The sequence below is a fragment of the Campylobacter concisus genome, assembly GCF_902460705.1.
Lineage (GTDB): Bacteria > Campylobacterota > Campylobacteria > Campylobacterales > Campylobacteraceae > Campylobacter_A > Campylobacter_A concisus_Z.
Window position 1 is genome coordinate 21,994 of sequence record NZ_CABPUP010000003.1, and the last position, 26,296, is coordinate 48,289.

Consider the following 26,296-nt stretch of genomic DNA (forward strand, 5'->3'; position numbering starts at 1 on the left):
TAAATTTGGAGCAAAAATGACAAAACAAGAGTACGAAAAAGCGGTAGATACGCTAAATGCATGGGCAAAGGCCTACTACGACGAGGATGAGCCACTTGCAAGTGACGAGGAGTATGACGCGCTATATCACGCGGTGCTTGATTATGAGCAGGCAAATCCAAGCGAAATTTCTATCTTTTCACCTACAAAACGCGTGGGCGGCACCGTAAAAGAGGGCTTTAGCAAGGCTAATCACATCAAACGCATGTGGAGCATGGAAGATATTTTTGATCTAGCCGAGCTTGATGCGTGGCTAAAGCGTGGCGAGAAAGAAAATCTAACCTTTGTCGCTGAGCCAAAATTTGATGGAGTGAGCTTAAATTTGCTTTACGAAAATGGCGTTTTGGCTAGGGCGATAACTAGGGGTGACGGCGTTACTGGTGAGGATGTGACGCAAAATGCAAAGACGATAAATTCTGTTTTAAAGAGTATTGATTACAAAGGGCTAATTGAAATCAGGGGCGAGGTTGTTATAAAAAAAGAAGATTTTGAGCTACTAAACGCAGAGCGCGCAAAAGAGGGTGAGGCGCCACTTTCAAACCCTAGAAATGCAGCAGCTGGAAGCCTTAGACAGCTTGATAGTGCAGTCACTGCAAAAAGAAAGCTACTTTTCATACCTTGGGGCGTGGGCGAGCAGAGCCTTGGGCTAAAAGATCACAGCGAGGTGATGAAATTTGTGCGAGATCTTGGCTTTGAGAGAGATGAATTTTTCAAAATTTTAAAAAAAGATGAGCTTGAGGCTGCCTATAACGAGCTACTAGCCAGCCGCGACGCAAAAAGCGTGATGATGGATGGCATGGTGATACGAGTAAATGATCTTGCGCGCTGTGAAGAGCTGGGCTACACGGTCAAATTTCCAAAATTTATGGTGGCGTTTAAATTTCCAGCCATTGAAAAGGTGACTAGGCTAAGAGATGTCGCACTTCAAGTTGGCAGAAGCGGCGTAGTAACGCCTGTTGGCGTGCTTGATGAGGTAAATATAGACGGAGCCAATGTAAAATCCGCCACCCTTCATAACTTTGACGAGATAGAGCGCCTTGGCGTCATGAAAAACGACTATATCGGCATCATCCGCTCAGGCGATGTTATACCAAAGATCACAAAGGTCTTTAAAGATAGGCGAGATGGCAGCGAAGAGGCGATTGATAGGCCTAAATTTTGCCCAGTTTGTGGCTCGCACCTACTTGATGAAGGGGTCTTTGTAAAGTGTCAAAATTTAAGCTGCAGGGCAAGAGTGGTTGGCTCAATAATTCACTACGCATCGAAAAAATGCCTAAATATAGACGGCCTTGGCGATGCGATCGTAAATTTGTTATTTGATAAGGGACTGATTGCTTGCATAAAAGACATCTACAGCCTTAAATTTGATGATCTCATGGTGCTTGAGGGATTTAAGGAGAAAAAGGTAAATAACCTTTTAAACGCTATCGAAGCCAGTAAAGGTGCGGAGCTAGCGCGCTTCATCACGGGGCTTGGCTGCGAGCACATTGGCGAAGTGGCAGCTAAAAAGCTAGCAAGTAGTTTTGGGCTGGGCTGGTTTGATGCTAGTTTTGAAGAGCTTGTCTCGCTTGAGGGCTTTGGCGTGGAGATGGCAAATAGCCTAATTGACTTTGCAGAGGTAAATAGAGCAGAAATTTTAGCCCTTAGCCAGATCGTGCAGCCAAGCGTGACGCAGGCGCAGAGTATCTCAAATGCGCTAAGTGGCAAAACGGTCGTTATAACTGGCACGCTAAGCCGCTCAAGAGATGAGATAAAGGCGGAGCTTGAGAGTTTTGGCGCAAAGGTTTCAAGCTCAGTTTCTAAAAAAACAGACTTCGTCTTAGCTGGCGAGGAGGCTGGCAGTAAGCTAGAAAAAGCAAATGAGCTAGGCGTGCGAGTGATCGATGAGAGCGAATATGAAAGGCTAAAACTTGAGGTTTGATAACTACGTCGCAAGCGTTTTAAGCATAAGTAGAAATAAGGCGAGCGAGCTAATAAAATCTGGCAAGGTGCTAACAAATGGCGAAATTTGTACCAAGGTTTCAAGCGAGGTTAGCGAGGCTAAAATTTCACTGCTTGATGAAATTTACGTTGGACGAGGCGCTTTGAAGCTAAAGAGCTTTTTGGAGGCGATGAAATTTGACCTAGCTGACAAAAACGCACTTGATATCGGCAGCTCAACTGGCGGTTTTATACAAATTTTGCTTGAGCGTGGCGTAAAGAGCGTGACTGGCGTCGATGTGGGCACTGATCAGCTAGATGCTAGCCTAAGAAGCGATGAGCGAGTAAAAATTTATGAGAAAACTGACGTCAGGGAGTTTGCCAAAACGCATCAAAATAAATTTGATCTAATAACCTGTGACGTGAGCTTTATCTCTTTGGCTGAAATTTTGCCTGCTATTTGTGAGCTTGCAAGCGAAAATTCGCTCATCATCACTCTTTTTAAACCGCAGTTTGAAGTGGGCGTTGGCGTAAAACGCAACAAAAAAGGCGTTGTAACCGACGCTAAGGCTGTAAATTTAGCGATGAAGAGGTTTGAAGTGATGGCTAATGGCTTAGGATTTAAAATGATAGCTTGCAAAGAGTGTGAAGTAAAAGGGAAAGAGGGAAATGCCGAATTTTTCTACGCTTTTAACAAAAGATAATATCACTGCCGTTGCGATCGGGCATTTTGACGGCGTGCATAGAGGACACAAGCAGCTTTTAAAGCAGCTTGGCGAGTTTGGCGGACTTGTCGTGATCGACAAAAACAAGGCAAACATCACGCCAAAGCTAAAGCGAGCCGAGTACTCAAACTACCCTTGCTTCTTGTATGATTTTGAGAGTATAAAAGGGCTTAGCGGCGAGGAATTTATCGCACTTTTAAAGCGGGATTTTAAAAATTTAAAAAAGATCGTTGTTGGATTTGATTTTAGATTTGGCAGAAACAGAGCGTGGGACAAGCACGATCTGAAAAGAATTTTTGATGGCGAGGTGGTCGTCGTTGATGAGGTTTGCTACGATGGCATGGGTGTGCATAGCTCCTCCATCAGAGAGCTGATACGCCAAGGCAACATCGATGAGGCAAACAGGCTGATAGGCAGGGAGTACTCGATCGAGGGCAACGTGATAAAAGGGCAGGGCATCGGCGCAAAAGAGCTGGTTGCTACGCTAAATTTAGATATAAAAAGCTATCTTTTGCCGCGCGAGGGCGTCTATGCGACAAGAACGAGGATGGGCTCATACACCTATGGCTCGGTCACTTTTATAGGCAACAGGCTTAGCACGGATGGAAATTTTAGCGTCGAGACGCACATCTTAGACGAGGTCGCACCAAAAGTGACAAAGCACGTCGCCGTTTGCTTCATAAAACGTTTGCGTGATAATAAAAAATTTAATAATCTAAGCGAGCTAAAAGAGCAGATAAAACGCGATATAAACGAGGCTAGACAGTGCGTTGGCGTGTGCGATCTCTTTTTTGGAGAGACGATGAGATACTTTGACGGATATGGAGCTGGTATATGAGAGATGAAATTTTTAAAGAGCCTATAAGCAAGCAGTTTGAATTTGATGACTTTGTGGCGAGCGTTTTTGACGATATGATCTCGCGCTCGGTGCCATTTTACGACGTTAGTTCAAATCTAAACGCAAAGCTGCTAGCTAAAATTTTGCCAAAAGATGCAAGTGTATGCGACCTTGGCTGCGCAACGGCAAATAGCCTGCTTTTGCTAAATAACCTTAGAAACGACCTCGTGCTAAGTGGCGTGGATAACTCTGAAGCTATGCTAGCAAATGCCAAAAATAAGGCAAAGGCTTATGGTGCTAGTATAAATTTCATCTTAGCTGACATCATAGAGTGTGAGATAGTAGGCTTTGACGCTGTTTTGGCAAACTATACTTTGCAGTTTATCAGGCCGCCAAAAAGAGCAAATTTGGTGCAGAAAATTTACGATGGGCTAAATGAAAATGGAGTTTTTTTATTTAGTGAAAAGATCATTTTTGATGATAAAAAGCTCACCAAAAGCGTTATAGAAATTTACGAAGACTACAAGCAGGCACAAGGCTACTCACGCTACGAGATCGCCCAAAAAAGAGAGGCACTTGAAAATGTGCTGGTGCCATACACTGAAGAAGAAAATAGAAGCTTAGCCCTAAATGCTGGCTTTAAACGAGTCGAGAGCACATTTAAATGGGGAAATTTCATGAGCTTTTTAGCGTTTAAATAAAACGCTCTTTTAAATTTATATCTACTATTTTTTATAAAAAGTGAGGCACGAGGCCCCACTAAATTTACTCATTTATCGCTGCGTTTCCGTGGTGGTGGAAGTCATCGTAGATGATCTTTGAAGTTTGGAATTTCTCGCGTTTTAGCTCGCGAACTCTTAAAAATTCCTCTTCATCGATCTTCTTGATCTGGATCGCTGCCTTAAATGTCGGAGTCTTACTGATGAAGTCCCAGCCGCTGCTTGTTAGCTCGTTGCATGAGCTCTCCCAGTAGTGAAAAGTCATCTGTATGATGCCCTCAGGCACGATATCGGTAACCTCGGCTTTTACGACGATGTAGCCGTGCCTACTCCATGCTTTGATAAAGTCGCCTTGCTTGATACCGTATCTTGCAGCAAGTGACGGGCTCATCTCAGCGATAGGTCCGATACTGTCGCCACCTTCTTCGATCGCTTTAGAGCGCCTTGTCATGGTACCAACTGTGTATTGATAAACTTTTCTTGTTGTTAAAAGCTGTATCGGATACTCAGTATCAGTCTTCTCATCGACTGAACCAGCCATGATAGGATACCCTGGTGACATATTCATTTTCTTGGCAAACTCAAGTTTTGCTGGCTCGATCTCGTCGGCACTGTCCACAAATAGGCATGGTACAAAGCGACCTTTGCCATCAGGTGTGAAAAATTTCTTATCAAGATAGAGGCTCTGACCGCCCATACTATCTTCTGTTGGACATGGCCAGTGAAGTCCGTGATACTTTTTGATGCGATAGTAACTCATGCCACCATAGCGTCTAGGGTCGCATTTTCTGACTTCTTCCCAAATTTCTTCTGGTGAGTTGTAGTTAAAGCCCTCAGTTGCGCCCAAACGACGTGCGATCTCGCAAACGATCCACCAGTCTTGTCTAGCATCGCCTGGAGGAGTGATAACCGCTTCGTTGTGCTGTACGCGGCGCTCTGCGTTGGTATAAAGGCCTTCTTTTTCGCTGCTTGCTACGCCAGGTAGTACGACGTCAGCTTTTAGAGCAGTTTCGGTCAAAAATAGGTCTTGAACCACGTAGAAATCAACATTTGCAATGCCTTTTAAGAAGTGGTTTGTATTTGGCTCAGAGATGACTGGGTTTTCTCCGATAGTCCAGAAGAAATGAACCTTGCCATCAAGGATCGCATCAGGTACTTCGGTTTTATGAACGCCTATTTTTGAGCTCAAAAATCCAGGTTCTAGGTGCCACATTTTTTCAAACCAAGCTCTTTGCTCTGGATCAGTGACTGAGCCAAGATTTGGGAAGATATTTGGCAAAACTCCCATATCACAGCAGCCTTGAACATTCTCTTGGCCTCTTAGTGGTAAGTCGCCTGTGCCAAGCTCACAGATGTTGCCAGTAATCAAGAATAAATTTGATACATCGCAAACTCCGCCAACGCCGTGGTTAAAGTGAGTTACGCCCATGCCGTGAGTGATGACGGCTGGTTTTGTCGTAGCGTACATTCTAGCAGCTGCTCTTATATCCTCTGGATTTAGCCTTGTGTATTTAGCTACAACCTCTGGGGCATAGTCTTTTACAGCCTCTTTAACGTACTCGATACCTATTGTGTGATCTCTTACAAATTCCTCATTTACAAGGCCTTCTTCGATGATAGTGTATAAAAGTGCGTTGATAACTGGGATGTTGTGCTCGGGCTCTAGCTGCAAGTGGATGTCGGCTCTACTTGCAAACTCGGTCTTGATAGGATCAATAACGATAAGTTTTGCACCGCGGTTTAGCGCTCTTTGGATGTGCATAGCTGCGATTGGGTGGCCATTTTCTGGGTTTGAACCTATCATTAATATACAGTTACTATAAGTGCCAATCTCTGTAAAGCTATTTGTGGCAGCTCCGTTTCCGATTGTTTTAGCAAGTCCTGCTACTGTCGGAGCGTGTCAAATTCTAGCGCAGTGATCGACGTTATTTGTACCAATTACAGCGCGCATTAGCTTTTGTGCGACGTAGTTATCCTCAAGCGTACAGCGCGCTGAGAAATTTCCAGCTAATGCATCTGGGCCATATTTTGCTTTGGTTTCTTTCATTTTCTCTACGACAAGATCAAGTGCCTCGTCCCAGCTGGCTTCCTCAAAATCACCATCCTTTGAAAATACGCCATTTTTCTTTCTAATAAGTGGTTTTGTGAGTCTATCTGGACTTGCAACGTAATCCCAGCCATAAAAGCCTTTTAAACATAAATTTCCTTGATTGACTGGATTGTCTTCGACACCAGTGGCGGCACGAACGACATTGTTTTCCACATGCAAGGTTACTTGACAGCCTGTCCCGCAATAAGGACAGATGACTTTGCCTTCTTTCATCATTTTCTCCTTTACTATGCAATATTTGCATATTTCTATATGAGTAATATTACTAGCCGAAATCTTAATCTTTAATAAAAATTCTTTATCTATAAAAATAAATTTTTAATCTAAGTTAAAATTAATTTAATTCTATTAAAGTCAATTATTTAGGGGTTTTAAAATTTATTTAAAATTGATAAATTTATTATAAAAGAAATAAAGATATAGAGATTTAGCTTTTTATATAAAATGAAAAAATTAATTCTAATTTTACTTTATTTAAAAAGATTAGTCATATTGTAAGTAGATAAATTAATACTAAAGATGGAAAATTTTAAAATAGACTGTAAAATTTTGAATAAAAAATATGGATGAAGGAAATTTAATAAGGAGAGCAGATCGCTCTCCGATGGATTATTTATCTCTTAAGCCAAGCTCAGAGATTAGTTTTGAATATGTAGTGTAGTCTTTGTTTTTAAGATACTTTAAAAGTCTTTTTCTTTGACCAACTAGTTTTAAAAGACCTAAGCGTGATGAAAAGTCTTTTTTGAAAATTTTAAGGTGTTCTGTAAGTTCAGTTATTCTAGCTGTTAAAAGAGCTATTTGAACTTCTGGAGAGCCTGTATCTCCCTCTTTTCTAGCGAATTTCGCAACTATTTGAGCTTTTTTAGCCGAATCCAAAGCCATAATGACCTCCTGATTGGTGAATTTTGGAAGAGCGATTATAGCATTTAAAACATAAAGTTAGATAAAATTACGCTTTTTAAAAATTAATGAAAAATGCAGTAAAAATTTAATAAAATTAGGGCTATTTAAAGACCTAAGGAAGATAAATGCTTTTTACAAAGGCAAGCGAATACGCTCTACTTTCACTTATTTTAATATCTCAAAAATCATCTCCAGTTGATGTTGATACGATCTCAAATGAACTTAAAATTTCAAAAAGCTTTTTAGCCAAAATTTTACAAAATCTTGCAAAAGATGGAATTTTAAAGTCGTTTAAAGGGGCAAATGGCGGCTTTGCGCTAAATAACGAAACTGAAAATCTAAGTATAAAAAAGATAATAGAGTGCGCTGAAAAACGTGAACTTAACGTCTTTGAGTGCTCATCTTCTGCAGATGGCTGCCCGTCAAATAAAGCCTCAAGCTGTCAAATTTGGTCGATGTTTAGCGGTCTTCAAGGCAAGATCGACGAGATGCTTGACGCTATAAAACTAAGTGACATCGTTAAGAAGTAAAGTTGGCAAAGCAAAAAAATAACATATTAACTCTTGTAGCGCCGTTTCTTGCGCCAATTGTTAAGTTTAAAAGTCTTAGCATCGTTGGTATCATTGTTGCCATCCTTGCTATCATCATCGTACCGCTTCCAAGCGCGGTGCTTGACTTTTTCTTGGCACTTTCGATCTCGATTTCAGTGCTTATAATCTTAATTTCGATTTATGTGCCAAAACCAACCGATCTTAGTACTTTTCCGACACTGATCCTTATCGTTACGCTTTTTCGCCTCTCGCTAAACATTGCAACCACGCGTATGATCTTAAGCGAAGGTCACAACGGCCCAGAAGCGGTCAGCGAGATCATCTCAAGTTTTGGAAATTTCGTCGTTGGCGGCAACTTTGTCATCGGCACCATCGTCTTTTGTATCTTGGTTCTCATAAATTTTATGGTCGTAACAAAGGGCTCAACCCGTGTGAGCGAGGTGCAAGCACGTTTTACACTCGATGCGATGCCAGGTAAGCAAATGGCGATAGATGCGGACTTAAACGCAGGTTTGATTGACGAAAAAACAGCGCGTGAAAGACGCCAAGCCATCATCGGCGAGGCAAATTTTTACGGCGCGATGGATGGTTCGTCTAAATTTATAAAAGGTGACGCCGTAGCCGGTATCATCATAACTATCATCAACATCATTGGCGGTTTTGCCATCGGCTCGTTTCAACATGACCTTGATATGGCTACATCGGCCCAGTATTATACGATCCTAACTATCGGTGACGGTCTTGTGAGTCAGATCCCAGGACTTATCACATCAACAGCAACTGCTATCATCATCACAAGGGCTAGCAAAGACGATGAGGACTTTGCAGAAGGCACTCTAAATCAGCTCTTGGGAGACTATAAAACCTTACTAATAGTGGGCTTCATACTCTTTATGTTTGCTCTTGTTCCTGGACTTCCGACACTATCTCTTGGCTTCATTGCATTACTGTTTTTGGGGCTTGGCTACATCATCAAGCAGACCAAAGATGGTGGATTAAATTTAAACCTTGCGCCAAAAGACAAAGTTGCTTCTAAAAAGACTGGAACAGGTGTGTCTGGTGCCGCAGGAGCTGGTGCGACAAGTGGCACCGCTGCTAAGGTTCCAAAGAAAAGCGACGAAGAGATAGCAAGAGAAGAAGAGACAAAGATAAATGACATATTAAAGCTTGAAATTTTAGAGCTCGACCTAGGATACGGCTTGCTAAAGCTAGCTGACGTGGATCTCATTGAGAGAATTCGTGCCATGAGGCGAAATATCGCTTCAAGCCTTGGCTTTTTGATGCCGAAGATAAGAATCCGCGACAACCTTCAACTCCCACCAAATGAGTATCGCTTTAAGCTAAAAGGTATCATCATCGGACAAGGCGAAATTTATGCAGATAAATTTTTAGCGATGGATAGCGGTCTTGTGAGTGAGGATATTGAGGGAATTCCAACAAAAGAGCCAGCTTTTGGACTAGATGCACTTTGGATCGATGCTAGTGTGAAAGAGGATGCCATACTTAGTGGCTACACGATAGTTGACCCTGCAAGCGTCATATCAACGCATATGAGCGAGCTTATCAAACAAAACGCAGCCGAGCTTCTCACTCGCCAAGAGACGCAAAATTTATTAGACAAACTAAAGATCGACTACCCAGTTGTGGTCGAGGATACGCTAAGGATCGCACCTATAAATTTGATCCAAAAGGTTTTAAAAGCGCTACTTAAAGACAATATACCGATCAAAGATCTGCTTAGCATACTTGAATCAATTAGCGACATCGCCGAGGTTAGTAAAAACCTAGATATGATCATTGAGCACGTACGCGCAGCGCTCTCGCGTGTTGTCACTTCGCTTTATGTCGATGAGAAAGGTCAGCTAAATTTTTACATTTTAGATAGTGCGGTCCAGCAAAAGCTCATGGATGCGGTGCAATACAAAGACGGTGCATACCACCTGATGATAAATGTAGCCCAGACATCGTCTATCGTGCAGGCGCTAAGGCGTGAAAAAGAGAAGCGACCGATGAGCCAGCACGGTGAAATGGTGCTTTGCGTGGAGCCAAGCTTGCGCAAATTTATAGCAAATATCTGTGCAAATTTTGCCATCGACATCGTGGTGCTAAGTTTTGCTGAGATCTCGGCAAATACGCCATTTAAAACGGTTGGCGTCATAGAAATAGAAAATTTATAAAGGAAAACGATGAAAATTTATCACCTCTCGCACACCGATCTTGACGGATACGGTGCGCAATACATAACAAATTTTTACTTCAAAGATGTGAAATTTCTAAACTCAAACTACGGCAGAGAGATAGATGATAAATTTGCTCAAATTTTAGCTGAGATAGATGCCTCAAACGATGATAAAAACATCATTTTGATTACTGATCTAAATTTAACTCTAGCCCAGTGCGAGAGCTTTACTGAGATGATAGAGGGTAAAAATATAAAGCTCTTTTTGCTAGATCATCACCAAAGCGGTGCTGAGTGCGCGAGTAGCTATCCTTGGTACTTTTTAGATAGTTCAAGGTGCGCTACGAAGATCACTTATGACTTTTTTGTGGGCATTTTTGGCAAAAACAAAGAGCTTGAAATTTTTAGTGACGTCGTAAATGCCGTGGATATCTGGCTAAAAGATGATAAAAATTTCGAAATGGGCAAGGTCTGCTTGGGGCTTGTGGCAAACGCCAAAGAGATAAATAAGGTGATGTTTGAGGCTGAAAACAACCTTTATATGGATCACATCTTAAAAGAAGCTAGCAAATTTTTTAACGAGAAAAACGACTATATCGGTCTTGACATGCAGGTGCATGCTATTAAGAAGTCATTTTTCAAAGAGGACAAGGACGACACGCTAAGCAATCTAATCTCAAACTATGTCGTAAAAAAACTTAGTGAAAATAAAGATAAATTTAGCATAAACTATAAAGATCATAAAGGAATTTTAACCTACAATATCGGTAACGTTTCGGTTATCGGCAACGACTTTTTAGTGGCAAATCCTGAATTTGACTTCTTTATCGATGTGACAAATAAAAAAACGCTAAGTTTTCGTGCAAATGGCAAGCTTGACGTTAGCGCCATGGCAAAGCACCTAGTTGGCGGTGGCGGACACGTGAACGCAAGTGGCGGGCTATTTGCAAATTTCAAAGATGGCTTTAGCTATGAGCCGATTAAAGCTCAGATAGTCGATCTAATAACTAAAAAAACACAGGAGGAGATATGAAAGAAGAAGAGGTAAGCGTAGAGGAGCTTAGCTACGAGCTTAGCATGGTACTTGAAGCGATGTTTTACTATGCTGGCGTGAAAAAAGACAAGCTTGAAGAGGCGGCAAATCTCTATGTAGAGTGCATAGATGATGCGCTAGAAAACTCTGATGCTAGCGGTAGCGACGAGGTTATAGAGATAGTTGAATATATGAAAAAACACCATCCAAAGTTATTTAAATAAGGAGAAAATATGAAGAAAATTTTAGTTTTAGCGGCGGTACTTTTTGCGTTAAATGCTACGGCAAATGAAAATTTAGACAAGGCAAATGAGCTTTATGCAAAGAAAAATTTTAACGAGGCCTATCTTGCTTTTAATAAAGCTTGCGGCGAGGGCGAGAAAAAGGCTTGCACGATGAATGCGATCATGCTATTTAACGGCGATGGCGTGGCAAAAGATAGAGCTCAGGCTGAGAAAATTTTTACAAAAATGTGCGACGAAAATGAGGGCATGGCGTGCGAAAAACTAGGCGAAATGATCGCTTATGGCCTAATAAAAGATAAAGACGCAAACGAAGCAAAGAACGAAGAAAAAGCAAAGGCTTTATTTAAAAAAGCTTGTGATAACGGCTACCAACCAGCTTGCGATTTCGTAGCAAAATAAATTTAAGAGGCTTAAAATGGGCTACAAACATAAAGATTTGATAGGAACTAGAGAGCTTAGCAAGGAAGAAATTTTATATTTTTTAGAGGCGGCGAAAGAGTTTAAGGAGCTAAATTTAAGCCAAGTGAAAAAAAATGACTATCTTCGCGGAAAGACCACGATAAACGCATTTTATGAAAACTCGACTAGAACGAGAACATCCTTTGAGATTGCCGCAAAGAGACTTGGAGCTGATACGATAAATTTCAGCTCATCAAGCTCGAGTGTGACAAAGGGCGAAAGCCTAAATGATACGATGAATAACATGGCTGCGATGAAAAGTGACATCATCGTGCTTCGTCACCCAAGCTCTGGAGCGGCAAAATTTGCAGCTGATAGAACAGAGGCTAGCGTCGTAAATGCAGGGGACGGCACAAATGAGCACCCAAGCCAAGCCTTGCTTGATCTTTTCACACTAAGAGAGCATGGCAAAATTTTGGATAAAAATCTAAATGTGGCGATCATCGGCGACATCGCAAGAAGCCGCGTGGCAAGGTCTGACATCTGGGCGATGAAGAAATTTGGCATAAATTTAAAGCTCTTTGCGCCAAGGATGATGATGCCAAAAGATGCTGAGGTCTTTGAGTCTCAAATTTGCAAAAATATGGAAGAAGCCTGCGAGGGCAGTGACGTCATCATCATGCTTCGCATCCAGCTAGAGCGTGGTGGTGCGGACGTGGCTTTTCCAAGCTCGAGAGAGTACTCGAAATTTTTTGGACTAAATAAAAATAGGATAAAGCTAGCCAAACCTGATGCGATCGTGCTACACCCAGGGCCGATAAATAGGGGCGTAGAGCTAAACTCAGACGTGGCTGATGGCACACACTCAGTCATACTAAATCAAGTTGAAAACGGCGTTGCTATAAGAATGGCGATACTAAATACGCTTGCAAAAAATAGGGGCTAACGATGAAAATATCAATAATTAACGGCACTATCGTAAATAGCGACGAGAAATTTAAGGCAAATATCCTAATAGAAAACGGCAAAATAGCCAAAATCGGAAGTGAGAAATTTGAGGCTGATAAGGTCATAGACGCTACAAATAAGCTCGTCATGCCAGGACTTATCGACATGCACGTGCATTTTCGCGATCCTGGTCAAGAGTATAAAGATGACATCATCTCGGGCTCGCAGGCGGCCGTAGCTGGAGGAGTGACCACCTGCCTTTGCATGGCAAATACCAATCCAGTAAATGACAACGCTTCAATCACAAGAGCGATGATAGAAAAGGCCAGAAACTGCGGTCTCATCGATCTTTTACCGATCGCAGCCATCAGCAAAGGGCTTGGTGGCAATGAGATCGTTGAAATGGGCGATCTTATAGAGGCTGGCGCAGTTGCATTTAGCGACGATGGCTTGCCAGTGACTAGCTCAAGCGTGATGAGAGCGGCACTTGAGTACTCAAGTATGTTTGGTAGCTTTTGCATAAGCCACTCAGAGGACTGCTCGCTTTGCAGGCAGGGCGTCATGCACGAGGGCAAGGTCTCGGCGATACTTGGACTTCGCGGCATGGCGAGAGAGAAAGAGGAGATCGCAGTGAGCCGTGATATGCTACTTGCAAAGCTCACTAAAGCGCACATTCATATCGCTCACGTAAGCTCGGAGTACTCGCTAAAGATCATCGAAATGGGTAAAAAAGAGGGCATAAACATCACTTGTGAGGCCACACCACATCACTTTAGCTTTAGCGATGATGAAATTTTGAAAAATGCTTACGATACAAATTTCAAAATGTCACCGCCACTTCGTGAGATAAACGACGTAAAAGCGGTAAGAGAGGCGCTAAAAAGCGGACTTATAGATGTTATCGCTACCGATCATGCGCCGCACCATACAGATGAAAAGATAGTGGAATTTGACAAGGCGCCATTTGGTATCATCGGACTTCAAACCCTTGTGCCACTCACTCTTAAGCTCGTAAATGAGGGCGTTATAAGCTTAGAGCGCATGGTGGAGCTAATATCTACAAACGCAGCTAAGATGCTAAATTTAAAAGATAAAGGCAGACTTGCTGAGGGCATGCTAGCTGATATCGCGGTGATAGATCCTGAGATCGAGTATGTTTATGACGAGAAGATAAACCGCTCAAAATCAATAAACTCCCCACTCTTTGGTAAAAAACTAAAAGGCGCAGCGACTACTACGATAAAAAGTGGCAAGATCGTTTATGAGTTTGGAAAATAATATAAATTTTCTCATGCTTGCGGGAAAATCCTAAATCTTCAAAATCCAAAATTTGCTAGAAATTTCTAGCAAATTTTATTTTTTATGAGTTATATTTTTTAACGATACTGCAAACGACTTTTTCTATAAAAAGTGCAGATTCAACTTCGCAGCATTCTCTTGTTGAGTGAGGTGAGTGGATATTTGGTCCAATAGAACATGCACTAAGACCCACTTTTTTCTCCAAAAGCACGCCGCATTCAAGTCCAGCATGCACAGCTGTTATCCTTGCGTTTGACTTATAAATTTTTAGCTCTTCTAGGATGTCGTTTGCAAATTTATCATTTATAGGCTTCCAAGCCGGATTTCTATCTTTTGCAATGACGCTAAAGCCAAGTGCTTTTGCAAGCTCTGAAATTTCAAATTCCATCCTATTTAGCCCATCTTTACTCATTGATCTTGCAAAAAACTCCACTTCAAGTGTGTCATCATCTTTTATCTTTGCAAGAGAGAGGTTGACGCTATCTTGTGGTATTCCTAGCTCGCAGTTATAGGCTCTTACACCTTGTGAAAATGAGTTAATAAGAGCTAAAATTTTCTCGCCATTTTCTAAAACTTCTTCACCGGTGCCAAGCTTTTTCACGCTTAAATTTTCACACTCGCTCTTTAGCTCTTTATCGCTTAAAACCAGTGCAGTTGCGCCGCTTGGGATAGAGTTGCTTCGCTCACCACCTTCAAATTTGACAAGCTTACAGCCATTTTTAGTCACAAATGCCGCCAAAACCTTGATCGCATTTGGGATATTTTTATGTATCTCGTTGCCAGAGTGTCCGCCAGGAAGCCCACTCACTTTTACTTCATAAAGCGTGCTCTCTTTTGTTTTTTTGCTATTAAGCGAGATAGTGGCAAATAAATTTACACCGCCAGCGCAGCCGATGGTGACGCGGTCATCCTCTTCGCTGTCTAAATTTAAAAGTTTATCTGCTTTTAACTCGCCACTAAAACCAGTGGCTCCGATCATGCCGACTTCTTCGTTGTTTGTAAAAAGGCACTCTATGTCGTCAAATTCGCTTATCATCTGCATCATGATAGCTACGCCTATGCCGTTATCTGCGCCAAGAGATGAGTTTTTAGCCCTCATGTAGCCATCATCGCCGTAAACTATTTCGATCTTTGGAGCATCGCCCATGCAGACCATATCATAGTGGCTTTGCAAGCAAATTTTTGGTTTGCCTTTAAACGCATGAATGTTGCCAAAGCTATCGACTGTAACCTCACAGCCCTTATCTTTTGCATAGCTAGCTAGAAAATCACGCATCTTATCAGTCTCATAACTACAGTGCGGTATCGTCGCAAGTGTCTCAAATTTCGTTAGAACTTCGCTCTTTGACATATTTGCCTCCCTTAAATTTATTTTATCTCACCCTTATAGCCAGTCGCATCGACCGCCTTTAAAAGCTCTTTTTCATCGATATTATCATCTGCTATGATGGTAGCTTTTCTCTCTTTTAGCGATACGTCTGCCTTTTTCACGCCCTCAACGCTAAGAGCAGCCTTTCTAACAATCGCCGTGCAAAGCGGACAGTGCATGCTAGGTACAGAAATTTCTATCTTTTTATCAGCATAGCTTGCTACTACTAAAAGGGCTAAAACTAAAATTTTATGCATAAATTTCTCCTAAAAGCTCCGGATATGTAAGGAGTAAAAGCAAAATCACTCCAAAAAGAATATATATAAGTATCCATTTTTTCTTTTTATAGCTTAGGTTGCAGCTTTTTGGTTTGTAAAATAGACTAATACCTGAAATCACAAAACAAATGACGGCTATAACGCTTAAAATAGTGCGGTACTCGTATAAATTTTGTGTCCAAGAAAGAAATGAAAAAGAAGTGCCAAAAAGCAAAAAAAGAAGTGCTGGCAAGCAGCACAAGGTAGCACCGATGGCACTACCTATGGATGTGAGTATCAGCCAAAAGGCTCTCATTTTAGCTCTGTTGAAACGTAGTCGTAGCTAAATTCTTTTGGCGAATAGTAGTTTTGTGTGTTGCCATCAACTTCAGCGTATGGGTAACCGAAGTTATTTAGCGGAGTTTGCTCAGGCTCTGGTTTTAAGATAAAGTCGCGTCCGTAGTTAAAGCCTATCCAGCACATCTCCCAGTTACCAAAACAAAAGTCTCTAACGGCTGCGATCTTAGCGTCGTCGTTTGTAAGTTTCTCGCCTAGTCTTACCTTTGTGACGTCCGCTGGATCAACCGGTATCCAACCATAGCCTTTTAAGTAAAACTCAGCCCTGCAGTGTTGTCCGCCTGAAATTTTAGCCACGCCATCTTTTGCGCTACCCATTTGATCTGAAAATCTAGACTGACCAACCCTGATACCAAAGATCTCCCTAGCTGGGATACCAACTGATCTGCAAAGCCCTACAAAAACAGAGTTTATATCGGTGCATTTGCCCACTAGTTTTCCACTTTCTAGTATTGCTCTAACATCGCCTGTGCCACATCCTAGGATGCTGTTATCGCGCTCCATAGTGTTTGCAACCCACGTGTAGATCGCTTTTGCACGCTCCAAATCGCCCTTTAAATTTCCAACGATCTCTAGCGCTTTTGCTCTTACGACTCCGTCAGTTGGGATGTGTGAAGTTGGTTTTAAAAACTCAAGAATAGCAGGATCTATCTTCTCGTTTGGATCGTAATTCACTTTGCTAAAGTCAGTATTTCTCTCTGTTGTTTGTATTTTAAACTGCACGTTTAGAATGGGTCTTGGCTCATTTTCTTCAAAATCAGCATACATCGTTGGTATAAGAGTATCTGAAATATAAACATTTTTAGCAGTTGTATTTATGACATAGTCTTGTGTTAGGTGTTGGTAGGTTGTGTTTATCGGAAGTGGTAACCAAATTTTTGAGCTTTTGCCCTTCTCAAGCAGCTGGTGTTTAAAATTTACATCAAAATTTCTGATTACTGGGCTTGTTAGCTCATCACTAGCTAAACTAACATTTGGAAGCAGACTAGCTGCACCTAAAAGACCGCCGAATTTAAAAAAATCTCTTCTTTGCATGAGATACCTTTTGTTTAATATTAGCCAAACTTGGCTCTAAAACTGCCTGCTATTCTAGCATAAAAATTTTATTTATGATAAAATCCGCCACATGAAAAAGATTATATTTTTAGGCTTTATAGCGTTATTTTGCAACGGTTGTCTTTACATGAATGAGCGCGGAGTTTCGACGCAATATTATAATGATTGTAAAGAGTATTATGACGCGACTGGCACCTACCAAAAAGAGTGTCCGCACAACATCGTCGACTGGAAATAGCGTGGATCTTAGTAAATTTAATGAGCAACAAAAGCAAATTTTTAATAGGATAGAAAATTTAGCAAATTTTGACTGCGAGCTTGAGCTAAAAGATAGTGTAAATGTGAAATTTAAAAATTTAGACCAAGCCAAAAAAGATAAAATTTATGACCTCGCCCTTAGCCTAAAGCCTTGGCGAAAAGGGCCATTTTTACTTGATGATATATATATAGATAGCGAATGGCAAAGTTTTATCAAATTTAATATCCTAGCACCACATCTAAATTTAGCTGGCAAAAGCGTGGCTGACGTGGGTTGCAACAATGGATATTATATGTTTAAGATGCTTGAATACGCCCCAAAAAGTATAACTGGCTTTGATCCTAGTGTGCATACATATTTGCAGTTTGCTTTTTTAAATAAATTTATCCGCTCAAATATCGCTTACGAGCTTCTTGGAGTAGAGAACTTGCCTGAGTTTGGAGTGAAATTTGACACCATTTTTTGCCTTGGTGTCATCTATCACAGAAGCGATCCTATCAAGATGCTAAAAGAGCTAAAAACCGCGCTAAATCCTGGAGGAGAGCTATTTTTAGATACTATGTATATTGATATGGAGGGCGATTTTGCGCTGAGCCCAAAAGATAGATACTCAAAAATTCCAAATATCTACTTTGTACCAACACTCTCAGCACTTCAAAACTGGTGCGAGAGAGCTAAATTTAGGGATTTTACCTTACTTGATACGAAGGCTACTGATCTAAATGAGCAGCGAAAAACGAAGTGGATAGATGGTGAGAGTCTTGGAAATTTCTTAGATCCAGACAATAATACAAAGACCATCGAGGGCTACCCAGCGCCAAAAAGAGCATATGTTAGAGTTAAAATTTAAGGATAAAAATGGCAGAAGAAAATATCTATGATATAAAAGATGAATCACAAATAATCTTACCAGAAGATGAAAATCCATTAAGAAATGAGATCAAAACCGCTCCACTTACAAAGCTAAATTTTAGCGGAACGGCATTTTTACTTGAAAAAAATCACGCAAAGACTAGATTTTTTACTACGGATGATATGGTGTGCGATACTGAGGGGCTTATTCATAGTGGATTTATTTTTATGGGCGCAAATCATGCCGCGCTTTTAGCCATTAATGAAGAATTTTGCGTTAGTATCGGGGCTAGGATAAATTTCTTTGGGCCACTAAAGCTTGGTGATGTAGTGGAATTTGACGCTCAAGCAAGATTTGAAGAGAGCAGAAAAAGAGAAGTAAAAGTACTTGGATACGTTAAAGATATAAAAATTTTTGAAGGAATATTTCAACTTGTCACACTTGAAGAGCATATCTTCTTGACTCAACAAAAAAATATCCAAAAAGAAGCTGCTATAAGGCAAAAAAAAGAGCGAGAAGAAGCTAAGGCTAATAGCTAAAAGTAAGTAAAAATTTTTGATTTTTAATCCCAAATAAAACGAAATTTTAAAAAGACAATCTTTATCTCATTATCCTATTTTGGTAAATAATTGGTAATATTTTTTAAAATTTTAAGGAAAATTAAGCAATAAAATTAATTTTCTATGATAATATCCTTTCAAAACTTTTTATCAAAAGGAGATTTAGATGAAAATTACAAAAGTTAGCTTAGCTGCTTTGGTTGCTTTAGGTGCATTTTCAAGCGTTGCAAGTGCAACTCCACTTGAAGAAGCTATAAAAAATGTAGATCTTTCAGGATTTGCAAGATATCGTTATACAAATGATAGCACTAAGAAAACTACAGCTGGTACTGTAAAGGGTAATAATGCAGGCCATGCTTTTAGAATGCAAACATCATTTAAAGCCGCTATTGATGATAATTTCTTTGGTGTATTGACACTAAGATATGCTGCTACTGATGATTCAGGCGATAAAGTAGCAACTGGTACAGATAAAACAAATACAACAAATTCTTTTGGTGTATATGAGATGTATCTAGGATACAAAGTATCTAACACTACTATTACAGCTGGCAAACAACTTATCAAAACTTTCTATGATGATGGTGATATAGCAGCTACTGGTCTAAAAGCTGTAAGTACAGATGTGTCTGGTCTTACTTTAACAGCTGCTGCTTATGATGCCATAGAAAACAATAGTGATGAAGTAGATGGACCTTTCCTAAAAGAAGTAACAGATGGTACAAAATTCCATGACGCTCCTGCTAACCTCTATTATTTAGGTGCAGTTGGTAGCTATGATCCAGTATCATTTAAGGTAGCTATTGCAAATCTACAAGAAATTGCTACACTTTATGGTGCTGAGGCAGCATTTAGTTTTAATGTAACCGACGATATAAACCTAAACCTAAAAGGTCAATATGTTTATAGCGATTCAGATCACAAAAAAGTAGCTGATGCTGATTTTTGGGCTGTTCAAGCTGGAACAAAACTATTTGGTGCTAAATTTAATGCTGGCTACTTAGAATTTGATGCTAAAAATAAAGATAATGATGCTAGAAATAGTGGTAAAATCGCATTTACTTCAATCGATGCAAATGGTCAGCTAATCAACCCAGCTAAAATACTAAATAGTGTAATGAGTGGTGGTGGTAAACAATACTACAATAATATCAAAGGCGACAACGATTACTGGTTTGTTAATGCTGGATATGATATAGATAAATTTGGTTTTGGTGCTGGCTATACTCAAGGTAAAGGAACAAGTTATGCTCTTGATAAAGAGAGAGCAAAAAGAAATGAGTGGTATGCACAAGCTAGCTACAAATATAGTAAAAAACTTAATTTCCTAACTTGGTATGCAGCTGCTAAAGATAAAAAAGATAGCGAAAGCTTTAAACAAAATCGTATAAGATTTGAAGCAAAATATAGCTTCTAAAACCTTTGTCCGAGCGAGCTTTCGCTCGGACCTTTTCAAAATTTAAAATAGACCCCCCCATACAAAATTTCTCTATCTTTTTTGATTGACTTTTAGTTTTATAAAAAATATAAATTTTTAATAGTGATTAAGTGTACTTTAGAAGCTTGAAACTTGAAATTAATATCACCAAAAATTTTTAGCTATTTTTTACTATATCTATCCAATAATTAATATTATTTTGCTCGACCTCTAGTGTACTGCTTTCCCCGTGCCCTGGATAAAGTGCGAAGTTGCCCTTTAGATTTTTACACTTTTCTAAACTAGCTAACATTTCGTTTTTATCTGAAAAAGGAAAATCCCAGCGTCCTATGCTTCCTTTAAATAAAAAATCTCCACTAAACATTATGTCATCTATCTCTATCATCGAGCAACCTGGTGTATGCCCTGGAAAATGATGAAATTTGATGCAAAAATCATCAATGTTAAAATTTTCATCATTTTCAACCAAAACATCTGGAGTAAAAGTATCTTTCATATAGCCAAAAATATCACTCTCGCACATGAAAGCATCAAATTTATTGATATAAACTGGAATTTTTAGCTCATTTTTTAGCTCGCTCACATCAAAGATATGGTCAAAATGCCCGTGAGTGCAAAGGATGGCTTTTAAATTTTTAGCATTTTGCAAAACCCATTCTTTTGCCCCATCTCCAGGATCTATCACTAAAGATGAGTTATCTTTTATAACTATGTAACAATTAGTGCTAAAATCTCCAAAGCTTTTATGTATTACTCTCATTTTTTACCTTAAATTTATTATTTCTTAAAATTTTACATCTTTTTACTTAAACTTAAAGAAAAATTTTAAATTTACTTAGTATAATTTTTGCAAAAGGAAGCAAATCTAGGCAAAGGAAGAATGAAGGAGTATCAAAAAATCGAAGAAACTTTAGTTTTTAGCTTAAAAGATAAAACTAAAGATAAAAATTTGTTGTTGGGTGTTAGTGGAGGTATTGATTCTGCTGTAGTAGCGACTTTGTGTGCAAGAGCAAAACCAAATGAAACTCATGCACTCATCATGCCAACAGCATCATCAAACAGACAAAATATGGACGATGCCTTAAATTTATGCGAAAAATTAAACATAAAATATAAGGTTTTATCCATAGAGGGCATTTTAAATGCCTTTTACGAAACGATAGATGTAAATTTAAGCAATTTAAGAAAAGGGAATTTAGCAGCTAGAGTTAGAATGAGCTTGCTTTATGATTATTCATCTAGTATAAACGCTCTAGTTATCGGAACAAGCAACAAAAGTGAGCTTATGCTTGGATACGGTACGATATTTGGGGATTTAGCATGTGCGATAAATCCTATCGGAGAGCTTTACAAAAGTGAAATTTTTGAATTTGCAAAACATCTTGGGGTTGATAAAAATTTTATCAACAAAGCACCTTCGGCTGATTTGTGGGATGGACAAAGTGACGAAGGCGACATAGGTTACAGTTATGCTGTTATTGATGAGATTTTAGAAAATTTAGAAAATAACAAGGAGCAAGTCATCAAAAAGTTTGGATTAAAAGCAGTATCGGATATAGAAAATAGAGTTGTTTCAAACAGGTTTAAACGACAAATGCCGTTGATAGTGAAAATTTAAAGGATTAAAGATGAGAGAGATTCCGTTTTATAGACCAACTATCACTGAGCGTGAAAGTGAGCTTATTGAGGAGGCTTTGCACTCTGAAAATACTACTAATATCGTTGCTAGATTTGAAGAGAAGTTAAAAGAGTATTTTGGTGCAAAATTTGTAGTTACCACAAATAATATCGCAGCTGCACATCACTTGGCACTAAGTGCACTTGACACTAAACGCGGAGACAAGGTCATTTGCTCCATAAATGCTTTTCCTAGCATTGCACAAGCTGTTAGACATTTTGATGCTGAACCTATTTTTGTGGATGTTGATGAAGAAGATTTTAACATCTGCCCAGACGCCCTTGAGAAAGTGCTAAAAGAGCAAAATCATAAAAAATTAAAATGTGCTTTTATCTCTCATATCGCAGGTCAAAGTGCTAGGATGGATGAGATAACAGCGGTTTGTGAGAAATACGGTGTAAAAATTTTAGATGATGCAAACCGCGGTATGGGACTAACATACAATGGCAAAAAAGTTGGCTCAGACTCCTTTTTGTCATGCTTCCAGACACATTCGCGTGTGCAAAATCCTATATCAACGGTTGGATTTTTTACGACAAATGATGAGGAAATTTATAAAAGAGCAAAACTACTTCGCAACTATGCTCTTGTAAATGGCATTGATAAATTCGGTAGTTTGAGTTATATTTATGATGTCGTAGATATTGGCTTAAAGTATGATATAAACTCGATAAATGCAGCATTTTCTATTGCGCAGCTAGAAAGAACAGATAAGCTCATACAAAGAAGACAAGAGATCGCAAAAATTTATGATAAAGAGATTGGCGAGTGCCATAATATAACAATCCCTGTCAAAAAACGTGAACACATTTATACTCAGTATATTATTAAGATAAATAAAAATCGAGATGGCTTTGCTAGAGAGCTTTTGGAGCACGGAATTCACACATCATTGCACTACATACCGATACATTTACTAAGCTATTACAAAAATAAATACTCACTTAAAGTAAATGATTTTCCAAATGCTTTAAAAAATTATCAGCAAGTGTTGTCATTGCCTATTTATCATAGTCTGAGTGACGAAGAGGTGCAATACATCTGCAACAAAGTAAAAGAAATTTCTAAAACTCGTGTTTAAGAAATTAAATATTTTCTTGCATGCTTGGGCGAATGACTACTTCTTTCGCCCAAATTTCTTTCAAATTCTACTAGCATTTTTACTTTTGCCACTAAGTTTTATCTATTTTCTTATTGTTGTGCTTAAGAAATTTACTGCTAGAAAAATAGACTTTGGCATAAAGATAATAAGCGTTGGAAATTTGACCCTTGGAGGAAGCGGGAAGACTCCACTTTGCGTGGCAATTGCTAAAAATTACGAGGGCGCTTTTATCATTCTTAGAGGCTATAAAAGAAAGAGCAAGGGCATGCAAGTTGTCGCTCGTGACGGCGAAATCTTGCTAAACGTAGCAGAAAGTGGCGATGAGGCGATGATATACGCTACAAGCCTTAAAAATGCAAATGTAATAGTAAGCGAAGATAGAAAAATAGCTATAAAATATGCCAAAGCTCACGGCGCGAAGTATATTTTGCTCGATGATGGTTTTTCTAAATTTGACATAGCTAAATTTGACATTTTGGTACGCCCAAACCCAGAGCCAAGACTAAAATTTTTCCTGCCAAGCGGGGCTTATAGATATCCGTTTAGTTTTTATAAATTTGCTGATTTTATCGCTAGTGAAGGGCAAACTCACTTTAGAAAGAGTGAAATTTTAAATAAAAGTGAAAAAATGGTGTTAGTCACGGCTATAGCAAATCCAGCGCGCCTTGAGGTATTTTTTAGCGAGTGCGTGGGACAGGTCTTTTTCCCTGATCACTACGATTTTTCAAAAGATGAGCTGAGTAAAATTTTGCAAAGTTACGGCGCTACCTCGCTTTTGATGACGCAAAAGGACTATGTAAAGGCAAAGGACTTTGGGCTGAGAGTATCACTTATAACACTTGAAGTTACGCTAAGTGAAGAGTTTAAAAAGGTTTTGGCGCAGCAAATTTAAGCCTATTTTGTTATAATGAGCCACTTTTTAAAAGGAAAATTTAGATCAAAATGAGAATTTTAATCACCTCGGTCGCAAAGAAAAAAGAGGCAAAAAAACTAAGCAAAAAGCTCGTGAAAAAGAGCCTTGCAGCTTGCGTGAGTAGCTTTAGCGCAAAAAGCATTTATCTTTGGCAAGAAGAGTTTTGCGATGAAAAAGAGCAAATTTTACTCATAAAAACAGACGAGAAATTTAAAAAAGTAGCTAAATTTATAAGAAAGCACCACAGCTACGAAACCCCAGAAATTTTGGCACTTAAGCCAAAAGAAGTATTTGAAAAATACGAAAACTGGATAAAAAAATCAACCAAAAAGGCAAAAAATGAGACTAACACCAACAAGAAGCGCCAAAGATGAAAAGGTAAAAAATGTAAATTTAAGCACAGCCATGCTTAGCCCAAGCTCCGCTCGAGGCGGACTTTACGCGCCAAAAAAGCTACCAAAGATCACAAGATCAAAGTGGCAAGAGCTCTCAAGCCTAAGCTATGAAAAGCTCGCACTTCACATCATCTCGCTATTTAAATTTGACGTGCCAGAGGCGTTTTTTAAAAAGGCGGTCAAGAGATATGCAAACTTTGATGATCCAAAGCACCCAGTTATTTTTAAAAAAATAGATAAAAATTTATACGTAAATGAGCTATATCACGGCCCAACAAGGGCCTTTAAAGATATGGCGCTTCAGCCTTTTGGCTCGCTGCTTAGCCAGCTAGCAAAGGAAAGAGGCGAAAAATACCTTATCATGTGCGCAACGAGCGGTGACACAGGTCCTGCGACACTTCAAACCTTTGCAAACGACGAAAATATCAAAGTTGTCTGCCTCTATCCAGACGGCGGCACGAGTGAGGTGCAAAAGCTACAAATGCAGACTATGCAGGGTGAAAATTTAAAGGTTTTTGGTATAAGAGGCGACTTTGATGACGCTCAAAGAGCGCTAAAAACGTTACTTGCAAATGATAAATTTAAGGCTGAACTGAAAAAAAAGCGCCTTAAACTAAGCGCAGCAAACTCAGTAAATTTTGGCAGGATACTCTTTCAGATCATCTACCACGCCTACGCATACGCAAATTTACTAAAACAAAAGGCGCTTAAGGCAAACGAGAGCTTTGACATCATCGTGCCAAGTGGAAATTTTGGCAACGCACTTGGGGCATACTACGCTAAAAAAATGGGCGCAAAGATCGGTAAGATCAAGATCGCTTCAAACGCAAACAATATCTTGACACAGTTTTTTACTACTGGCGTTTACGACCTCAGGGACAAAAAGCTGGTTAAGACGATAAGTCCTGCCATGGACATTTTGATCAGCTCAAACGTCGAGCGTTTGCTGTTTGATAAATTTGGCAGCGTTAGAACCAACGAGCTCATGCAAAGCCTCGCAAAAAATAAATTTTATAAGCTTAACAAGCAGGAGCTTGAAGCGCTAAAAGAGGACTTTGCGGCTAGCTGGTGCGACGATAAGGAGTGCGAGGCATACATCGCAAAGCTCGCAAAGGGCGGCTATGCGATCGATCCGCATACGGCTACTTGCTTTAAGATGGTAGAGGCTAGCCGCATAAATGTCATTACATCGACCGCACATTGGGTGAAATTTACACCAAGCATGATCAAAGCGTGCCAGATCAAAGATACAAAAGATGAAAAAGATGCGCTGGCAAAGACCGCTAAAATCTTAAATGATAGCGTGCTAAGCTCGATAAACTCGCTATTTAGCGCGAAAATTTTGCATAAAAGCATCATAAAAGAGGACGAGATTGAAAAGTGCGTCCTAGAATGGATCGAGAGATGATAATCATCCCAGCTCGCCTTGCCTCAACAAGGTTTAGTAACAAAATTTTAAAAGAGATAAACGGCGTGCCGATGTTTGTGGCGACGGCTCTTAGAGTAAGTGGCGTGGACGATGTGGCGGTTGCTGTGGACGAGCCAAGCGTGCTGGAGATCGCCAAGGTTCACGGCATAAAAGCTGTGCTAACTAGCAAAGATCATCAAAGTGGCGCTGATAGGATAAATGAAGCGGCGCAAATTTTGGGGCTAAGCGAGAGTGAGATCATCATAAATGTTCAGGCCGATGAGCCATTTATCGAGCCTGAAAATATCGCTAAATTTAGGGCATTTTGCGAGCAAAACAAAGGGAAAGCCTTTATGTTTTCTTGCTATAAAAGGATGGACGATGAGTTTGCAGATGATAAAAATTTAGTCAAAGTAGTGACTGATTTTGAGGGCTATGCGCTTTACTTTTCAAGATCAAGGATACCATTTAACAGAAGCGAGTGTAAAAGCTATAAAGCGCATCTAGGCATCTATGGATACAGCGTAAAAAGCTTAAAAGAGTTTTGTGCTCTTGCTGCTTCAAGCCTTGAAAATACCGAAAAGCTCGAGCAGCTACGCGCCCTAGAAAATGGTAAAAAGATAGCAATGCTAGAGGTTGAGAGTCAAAGTATCGGCATCGATAGCGAAGAGGACTACCAAAGAGCGCTAGCTAAATTTGGTAAGAAATAAGTCGGTAAATTCTCTTTAAATAAAGTCAATATT

Annotated in this window: 28 protein-coding genes; 21 read left to right on the forward strand and 7 right to left on the reverse strand. The window is 39.7% G+C overall.

The window, feature by feature from the left end:
* The first annotated feature begins 16 nt into the window (after positions 1-16).
* The 4 genes from ligA to cmoA are packed head-to-tail and all read left to right on the forward strand — an operon-like array spanning position 17 to position 4,223.
* Positions 17-1,960 (forward strand): NAD-dependent DNA ligase LigA, encoded by a 1,944-nt coding sequence (gene ligA, locus F3G75_RS05090; protein WP_149716798.1) that lies wholly within the window; start codon positions 17-19, stop codon positions 1,958-1,960.
* Complete coding sequence (gene tlyA / locus F3G75_RS05095; RefSeq protein WP_084109371.1) at positions 1,950-2,663, forward strand: 23S rRNA (cytidine-2'-O)-methyltransferase TlyA; 714 nt, start codon at positions 1,950-1,952, stop codon at positions 2,661-2,663. Before ligA ends, tlyA begins: the two co-directional genes overlap by 11 nt.
* On the forward strand, positions 2,629-3,522 hold the full coding sequence (locus F3G75_RS05100) for a bifunctional riboflavin kinase/FAD synthetase (RefSeq protein WP_002939474.1): 894 nt from the start codon (positions 2,629-2,631) through the stop codon (positions 3,520-3,522). The genes tlyA and F3G75_RS05100 overlap by 35 nt, the downstream gene beginning before the upstream one ends.
* Positions 3,519-4,223: a carboxy-S-adenosyl-L-methionine synthase CmoA gene (cmoA, locus tag F3G75_RS05105; protein ID WP_149716799.1), complete on the forward strand. Its 705-nt coding sequence runs from the start codon at positions 3,519-3,521 to the stop codon at positions 4,221-4,223. The genes F3G75_RS05100 and cmoA overlap by 4 nt, the downstream gene beginning before the upstream one ends.
* Positions 4,224-4,287: 64 nt before the next feature.
* Here the strand turns inward: cmoA and F3G75_RS05110 are convergent, their stop codons facing one another.
* Positions 4,288-6,567, reverse strand: coding sequence for a molybdopterin oxidoreductase family protein (locus tag F3G75_RS05110; protein ID WP_316350918.1), 2,280 nt, complete (start codon positions 6,565-6,567; stop codon positions 4,288-4,290).
* Between the two features lie 393 nt (positions 6,568-6,960).
* Positions 6,961-7,233, reverse strand: coding sequence for a 30S ribosomal protein S15 (rpsO, locus tag F3G75_RS05115; RefSeq protein WP_004317763.1), 273 nt, complete (start codon positions 7,231-7,233; stop codon positions 6,961-6,963).
* A 146-nt stretch (positions 7,234-7,379) separates the two neighbouring features.
* Between rpsO and F3G75_RS05120 the strand changes: the two genes are divergently transcribed.
* The 7 genes from F3G75_RS05120 to F3G75_RS05150 are packed head-to-tail and all read left to right on the forward strand — an operon-like array spanning position 7,380 to position 13,887.
* On the forward strand, positions 7,380-7,784 hold the full coding sequence (locus F3G75_RS05120) for an RrF2 family transcriptional regulator (RefSeq protein ID WP_149716801.1): 405 nt from the start codon (positions 7,380-7,382) through the stop codon (positions 7,782-7,784).
* Positions 7,785-7,786: 2 nt separating this feature from the next.
* Positions 7,787-9,982, forward strand: a complete 2,196-nt coding sequence (gene flhA / locus F3G75_RS05125) for a flagellar biosynthesis protein FlhA (protein WP_149716802.1) — start codon at positions 7,787-7,789, stop codon at positions 9,980-9,982.
* Between the two features lie 9 nt (positions 9,983-9,991).
* Positions 9,992-11,017, forward strand: a complete 1,026-nt coding sequence (locus F3G75_RS05130) for a DHH family phosphoesterase (protein WP_149716803.1) — start codon at positions 9,992-9,994, stop codon at positions 11,015-11,017.
* Positions 11,014-11,241 carry a hypothetical protein gene (locus F3G75_RS05135; RefSeq protein ID WP_002942640.1) on the forward strand — a complete coding sequence of 76 codons (228 nt, stop codon included), beginning with the start codon at positions 11,014-11,016 and terminating at the stop codon, positions 11,239-11,241. Before F3G75_RS05130 ends, F3G75_RS05135 begins: the two co-directional genes overlap by 4 nt.
* Before the next feature lie 9 nt (positions 11,242-11,250).
* A complete protein-coding gene (locus F3G75_RS05140) occupies positions 11,251-11,661 on the forward strand; it encodes a tetratricopeptide repeat protein (protein WP_149716804.1) in 411 nt (136 codons plus the stop codon).
* A gap of 16 nt (positions 11,662-11,677) precedes the next feature.
* The gene (locus F3G75_RS05145; protein ID WP_149706800.1) at positions 11,678-12,607 is read left to right on the forward strand and encodes an aspartate carbamoyltransferase catalytic subunit; all 930 of its coding nucleotides are present in this window, start codon (positions 11,678-11,680) and stop codon (positions 12,605-12,607) included.
* Positions 12,608-12,609: 2 nt separating this feature from the next.
* A complete protein-coding gene (locus F3G75_RS05150) occupies positions 12,610-13,887 on the forward strand; it encodes a dihydroorotase (protein ID WP_149716805.1) in 1,278 nt (425 codons plus the stop codon).
* Between the two features lie 82 nt (positions 13,888-13,969).
* On the opposite strand, the gene F3G75_RS05155 is transcribed toward F3G75_RS05150, so the two are convergent.
* Genes F3G75_RS05155 through F3G75_RS05170 form a run of 4 tightly spaced genes read right to left on the reverse strand, consistent with a single transcriptional unit; the run spans position 13,970 to position 16,926 of the window.
* The gene (locus F3G75_RS05155; protein ID WP_149716806.1) at positions 13,970-15,259 is read right to left on the reverse strand and encodes a M28 family peptidase; all 1,290 of its coding nucleotides are present in this window, start codon (positions 15,257-15,259) and stop codon (positions 13,970-13,972) included.
* A gap of 17 nt (positions 15,260-15,276) precedes the next feature.
* Positions 15,277-15,534 carry a heavy-metal-associated domain-containing protein gene (locus F3G75_RS05160; protein WP_149716807.1) on the reverse strand — a complete coding sequence of 86 codons (258 nt, stop codon included), beginning with the start codon at positions 15,532-15,534 and terminating at the stop codon, positions 15,277-15,279.
* Entirely contained in the window at positions 15,527-15,850 is a 324-nt protein-coding gene (locus F3G75_RS05165; protein WP_107770143.1) for an aryl sulfotransferase, read from the reverse strand. The genes F3G75_RS05160 and F3G75_RS05165 overlap by 8 nt, the downstream gene beginning before the upstream one ends.
* Entirely contained in the window at positions 15,847-16,926 is a 1,080-nt protein-coding gene (locus F3G75_RS05170; RefSeq protein WP_149716808.1) for a transglutaminase-like domain-containing protein, read from the reverse strand. Before F3G75_RS05170 ends, F3G75_RS05165 begins: the two co-directional genes overlap by 4 nt.
* 91 nt (positions 16,927-17,017) lie before the next feature.
* Here F3G75_RS05170 and F3G75_RS09300 point away from each other — a divergent pair, with 91 nt between their 5' ends.
* The 4 genes from F3G75_RS09300 to F3G75_RS05185 all read left to right on the forward strand — a co-directional run bounded on the left by F3G75_RS09300 (position 17,018) and on the right by F3G75_RS05185 (position 20,036).
* A complete protein-coding gene (locus F3G75_RS09300; protein ID WP_002942642.1) occupies positions 17,018-17,185 on the forward strand; it encodes a hypothetical protein in 168 nt (55 codons plus the stop codon).
* A gap of 1 nt (position 17,186) precedes the next feature.
* Positions 17,187-18,056: a tRNA 5-methoxyuridine(34)/uridine 5-oxyacetic acid(34) synthase CmoB gene (cmoB, locus tag F3G75_RS05175; protein WP_262481483.1), complete on the forward strand. Its 870-nt coding sequence runs from the start codon at positions 17,187-17,189 to the stop codon at positions 18,054-18,056.
* A gap of 8 nt (positions 18,057-18,064) precedes the next feature.
* The gene (locus F3G75_RS05180) at positions 18,065-18,598 is read left to right on the forward strand and encodes a PaaI family thioesterase (RefSeq protein ID WP_149716810.1); all 534 of its coding nucleotides are present in this window, start codon (positions 18,065-18,067) and stop codon (positions 18,596-18,598) included.
* 187 nt (positions 18,599-18,785) lie between these two features.
* The gene (locus F3G75_RS05185) at positions 18,786-20,036 is read left to right on the forward strand and encodes a porin (protein WP_149716811.1); all 1,251 of its coding nucleotides are present in this window, start codon (positions 18,786-18,788) and stop codon (positions 20,034-20,036) included.
* A gap of 178 nt (positions 20,037-20,214) precedes the next feature.
* On the opposite strand, the gene F3G75_RS05190 is transcribed toward F3G75_RS05185, so the two are convergent.
* A complete protein-coding gene (locus F3G75_RS05190) occupies positions 20,215-20,817 on the reverse strand; it encodes an MBL fold metallo-hydrolase (protein ID WP_149716812.1) in 603 nt (200 codons plus the stop codon).
* A gap of 120 nt (positions 20,818-20,937) precedes the next feature.
* Between F3G75_RS05190 and F3G75_RS05195 the strand changes: the two genes are divergently transcribed.
* The 6 genes from F3G75_RS05195 to kdsB are packed head-to-tail and all read left to right on the forward strand — an operon-like array spanning position 20,938 to position 26,263.
* Positions 20,938-21,675, forward strand: coding sequence for an NAD+ synthase (locus F3G75_RS05195; RefSeq protein ID WP_103580590.1), 738 nt, complete (start codon positions 20,938-20,940; stop codon positions 21,673-21,675).
* A 10-nt stretch (positions 21,676-21,685) separates the two neighbouring features.
* A complete protein-coding gene (locus tag F3G75_RS05200) occupies positions 21,686-22,816 on the forward strand; it encodes a DegT/DnrJ/EryC1/StrS family aminotransferase (protein ID WP_103589556.1) in 1,131 nt (376 codons plus the stop codon).
* A complete protein-coding gene (locus F3G75_RS05205) occupies positions 22,809-23,729 on the forward strand; it encodes a tetraacyldisaccharide 4'-kinase (RefSeq protein WP_149716813.1) in 921 nt (306 codons plus the stop codon). Before F3G75_RS05200 ends, F3G75_RS05205 begins: the two co-directional genes overlap by 8 nt.
* A gap of 50 nt (positions 23,730-23,779) precedes the next feature.
* Entirely contained in the window at positions 23,780-24,124 is a 345-nt protein-coding gene (cutA, locus tag F3G75_RS09615) for a divalent-cation tolerance protein CutA (protein ID WP_149716814.1), read from the forward strand.
* Complete coding sequence (thrC, locus tag F3G75_RS05215; RefSeq protein ID WP_149716815.1) at positions 24,090-25,553, forward strand: threonine synthase; 1,464 nt, start codon at positions 24,090-24,092, stop codon at positions 25,551-25,553. Before cutA ends, thrC begins: the two co-directional genes overlap by 35 nt.
* Positions 25,550-26,263: a 3-deoxy-manno-octulosonate cytidylyltransferase gene (gene kdsB / locus F3G75_RS05220; protein ID WP_149716816.1), complete on the forward strand. Its 714-nt coding sequence runs from the start codon at positions 25,550-25,552 to the stop codon at positions 26,261-26,263. The genes thrC and kdsB overlap by 4 nt, the downstream gene beginning before the upstream one ends.
* Positions 26,264-26,296: the final 33 nt, after the last annotated feature.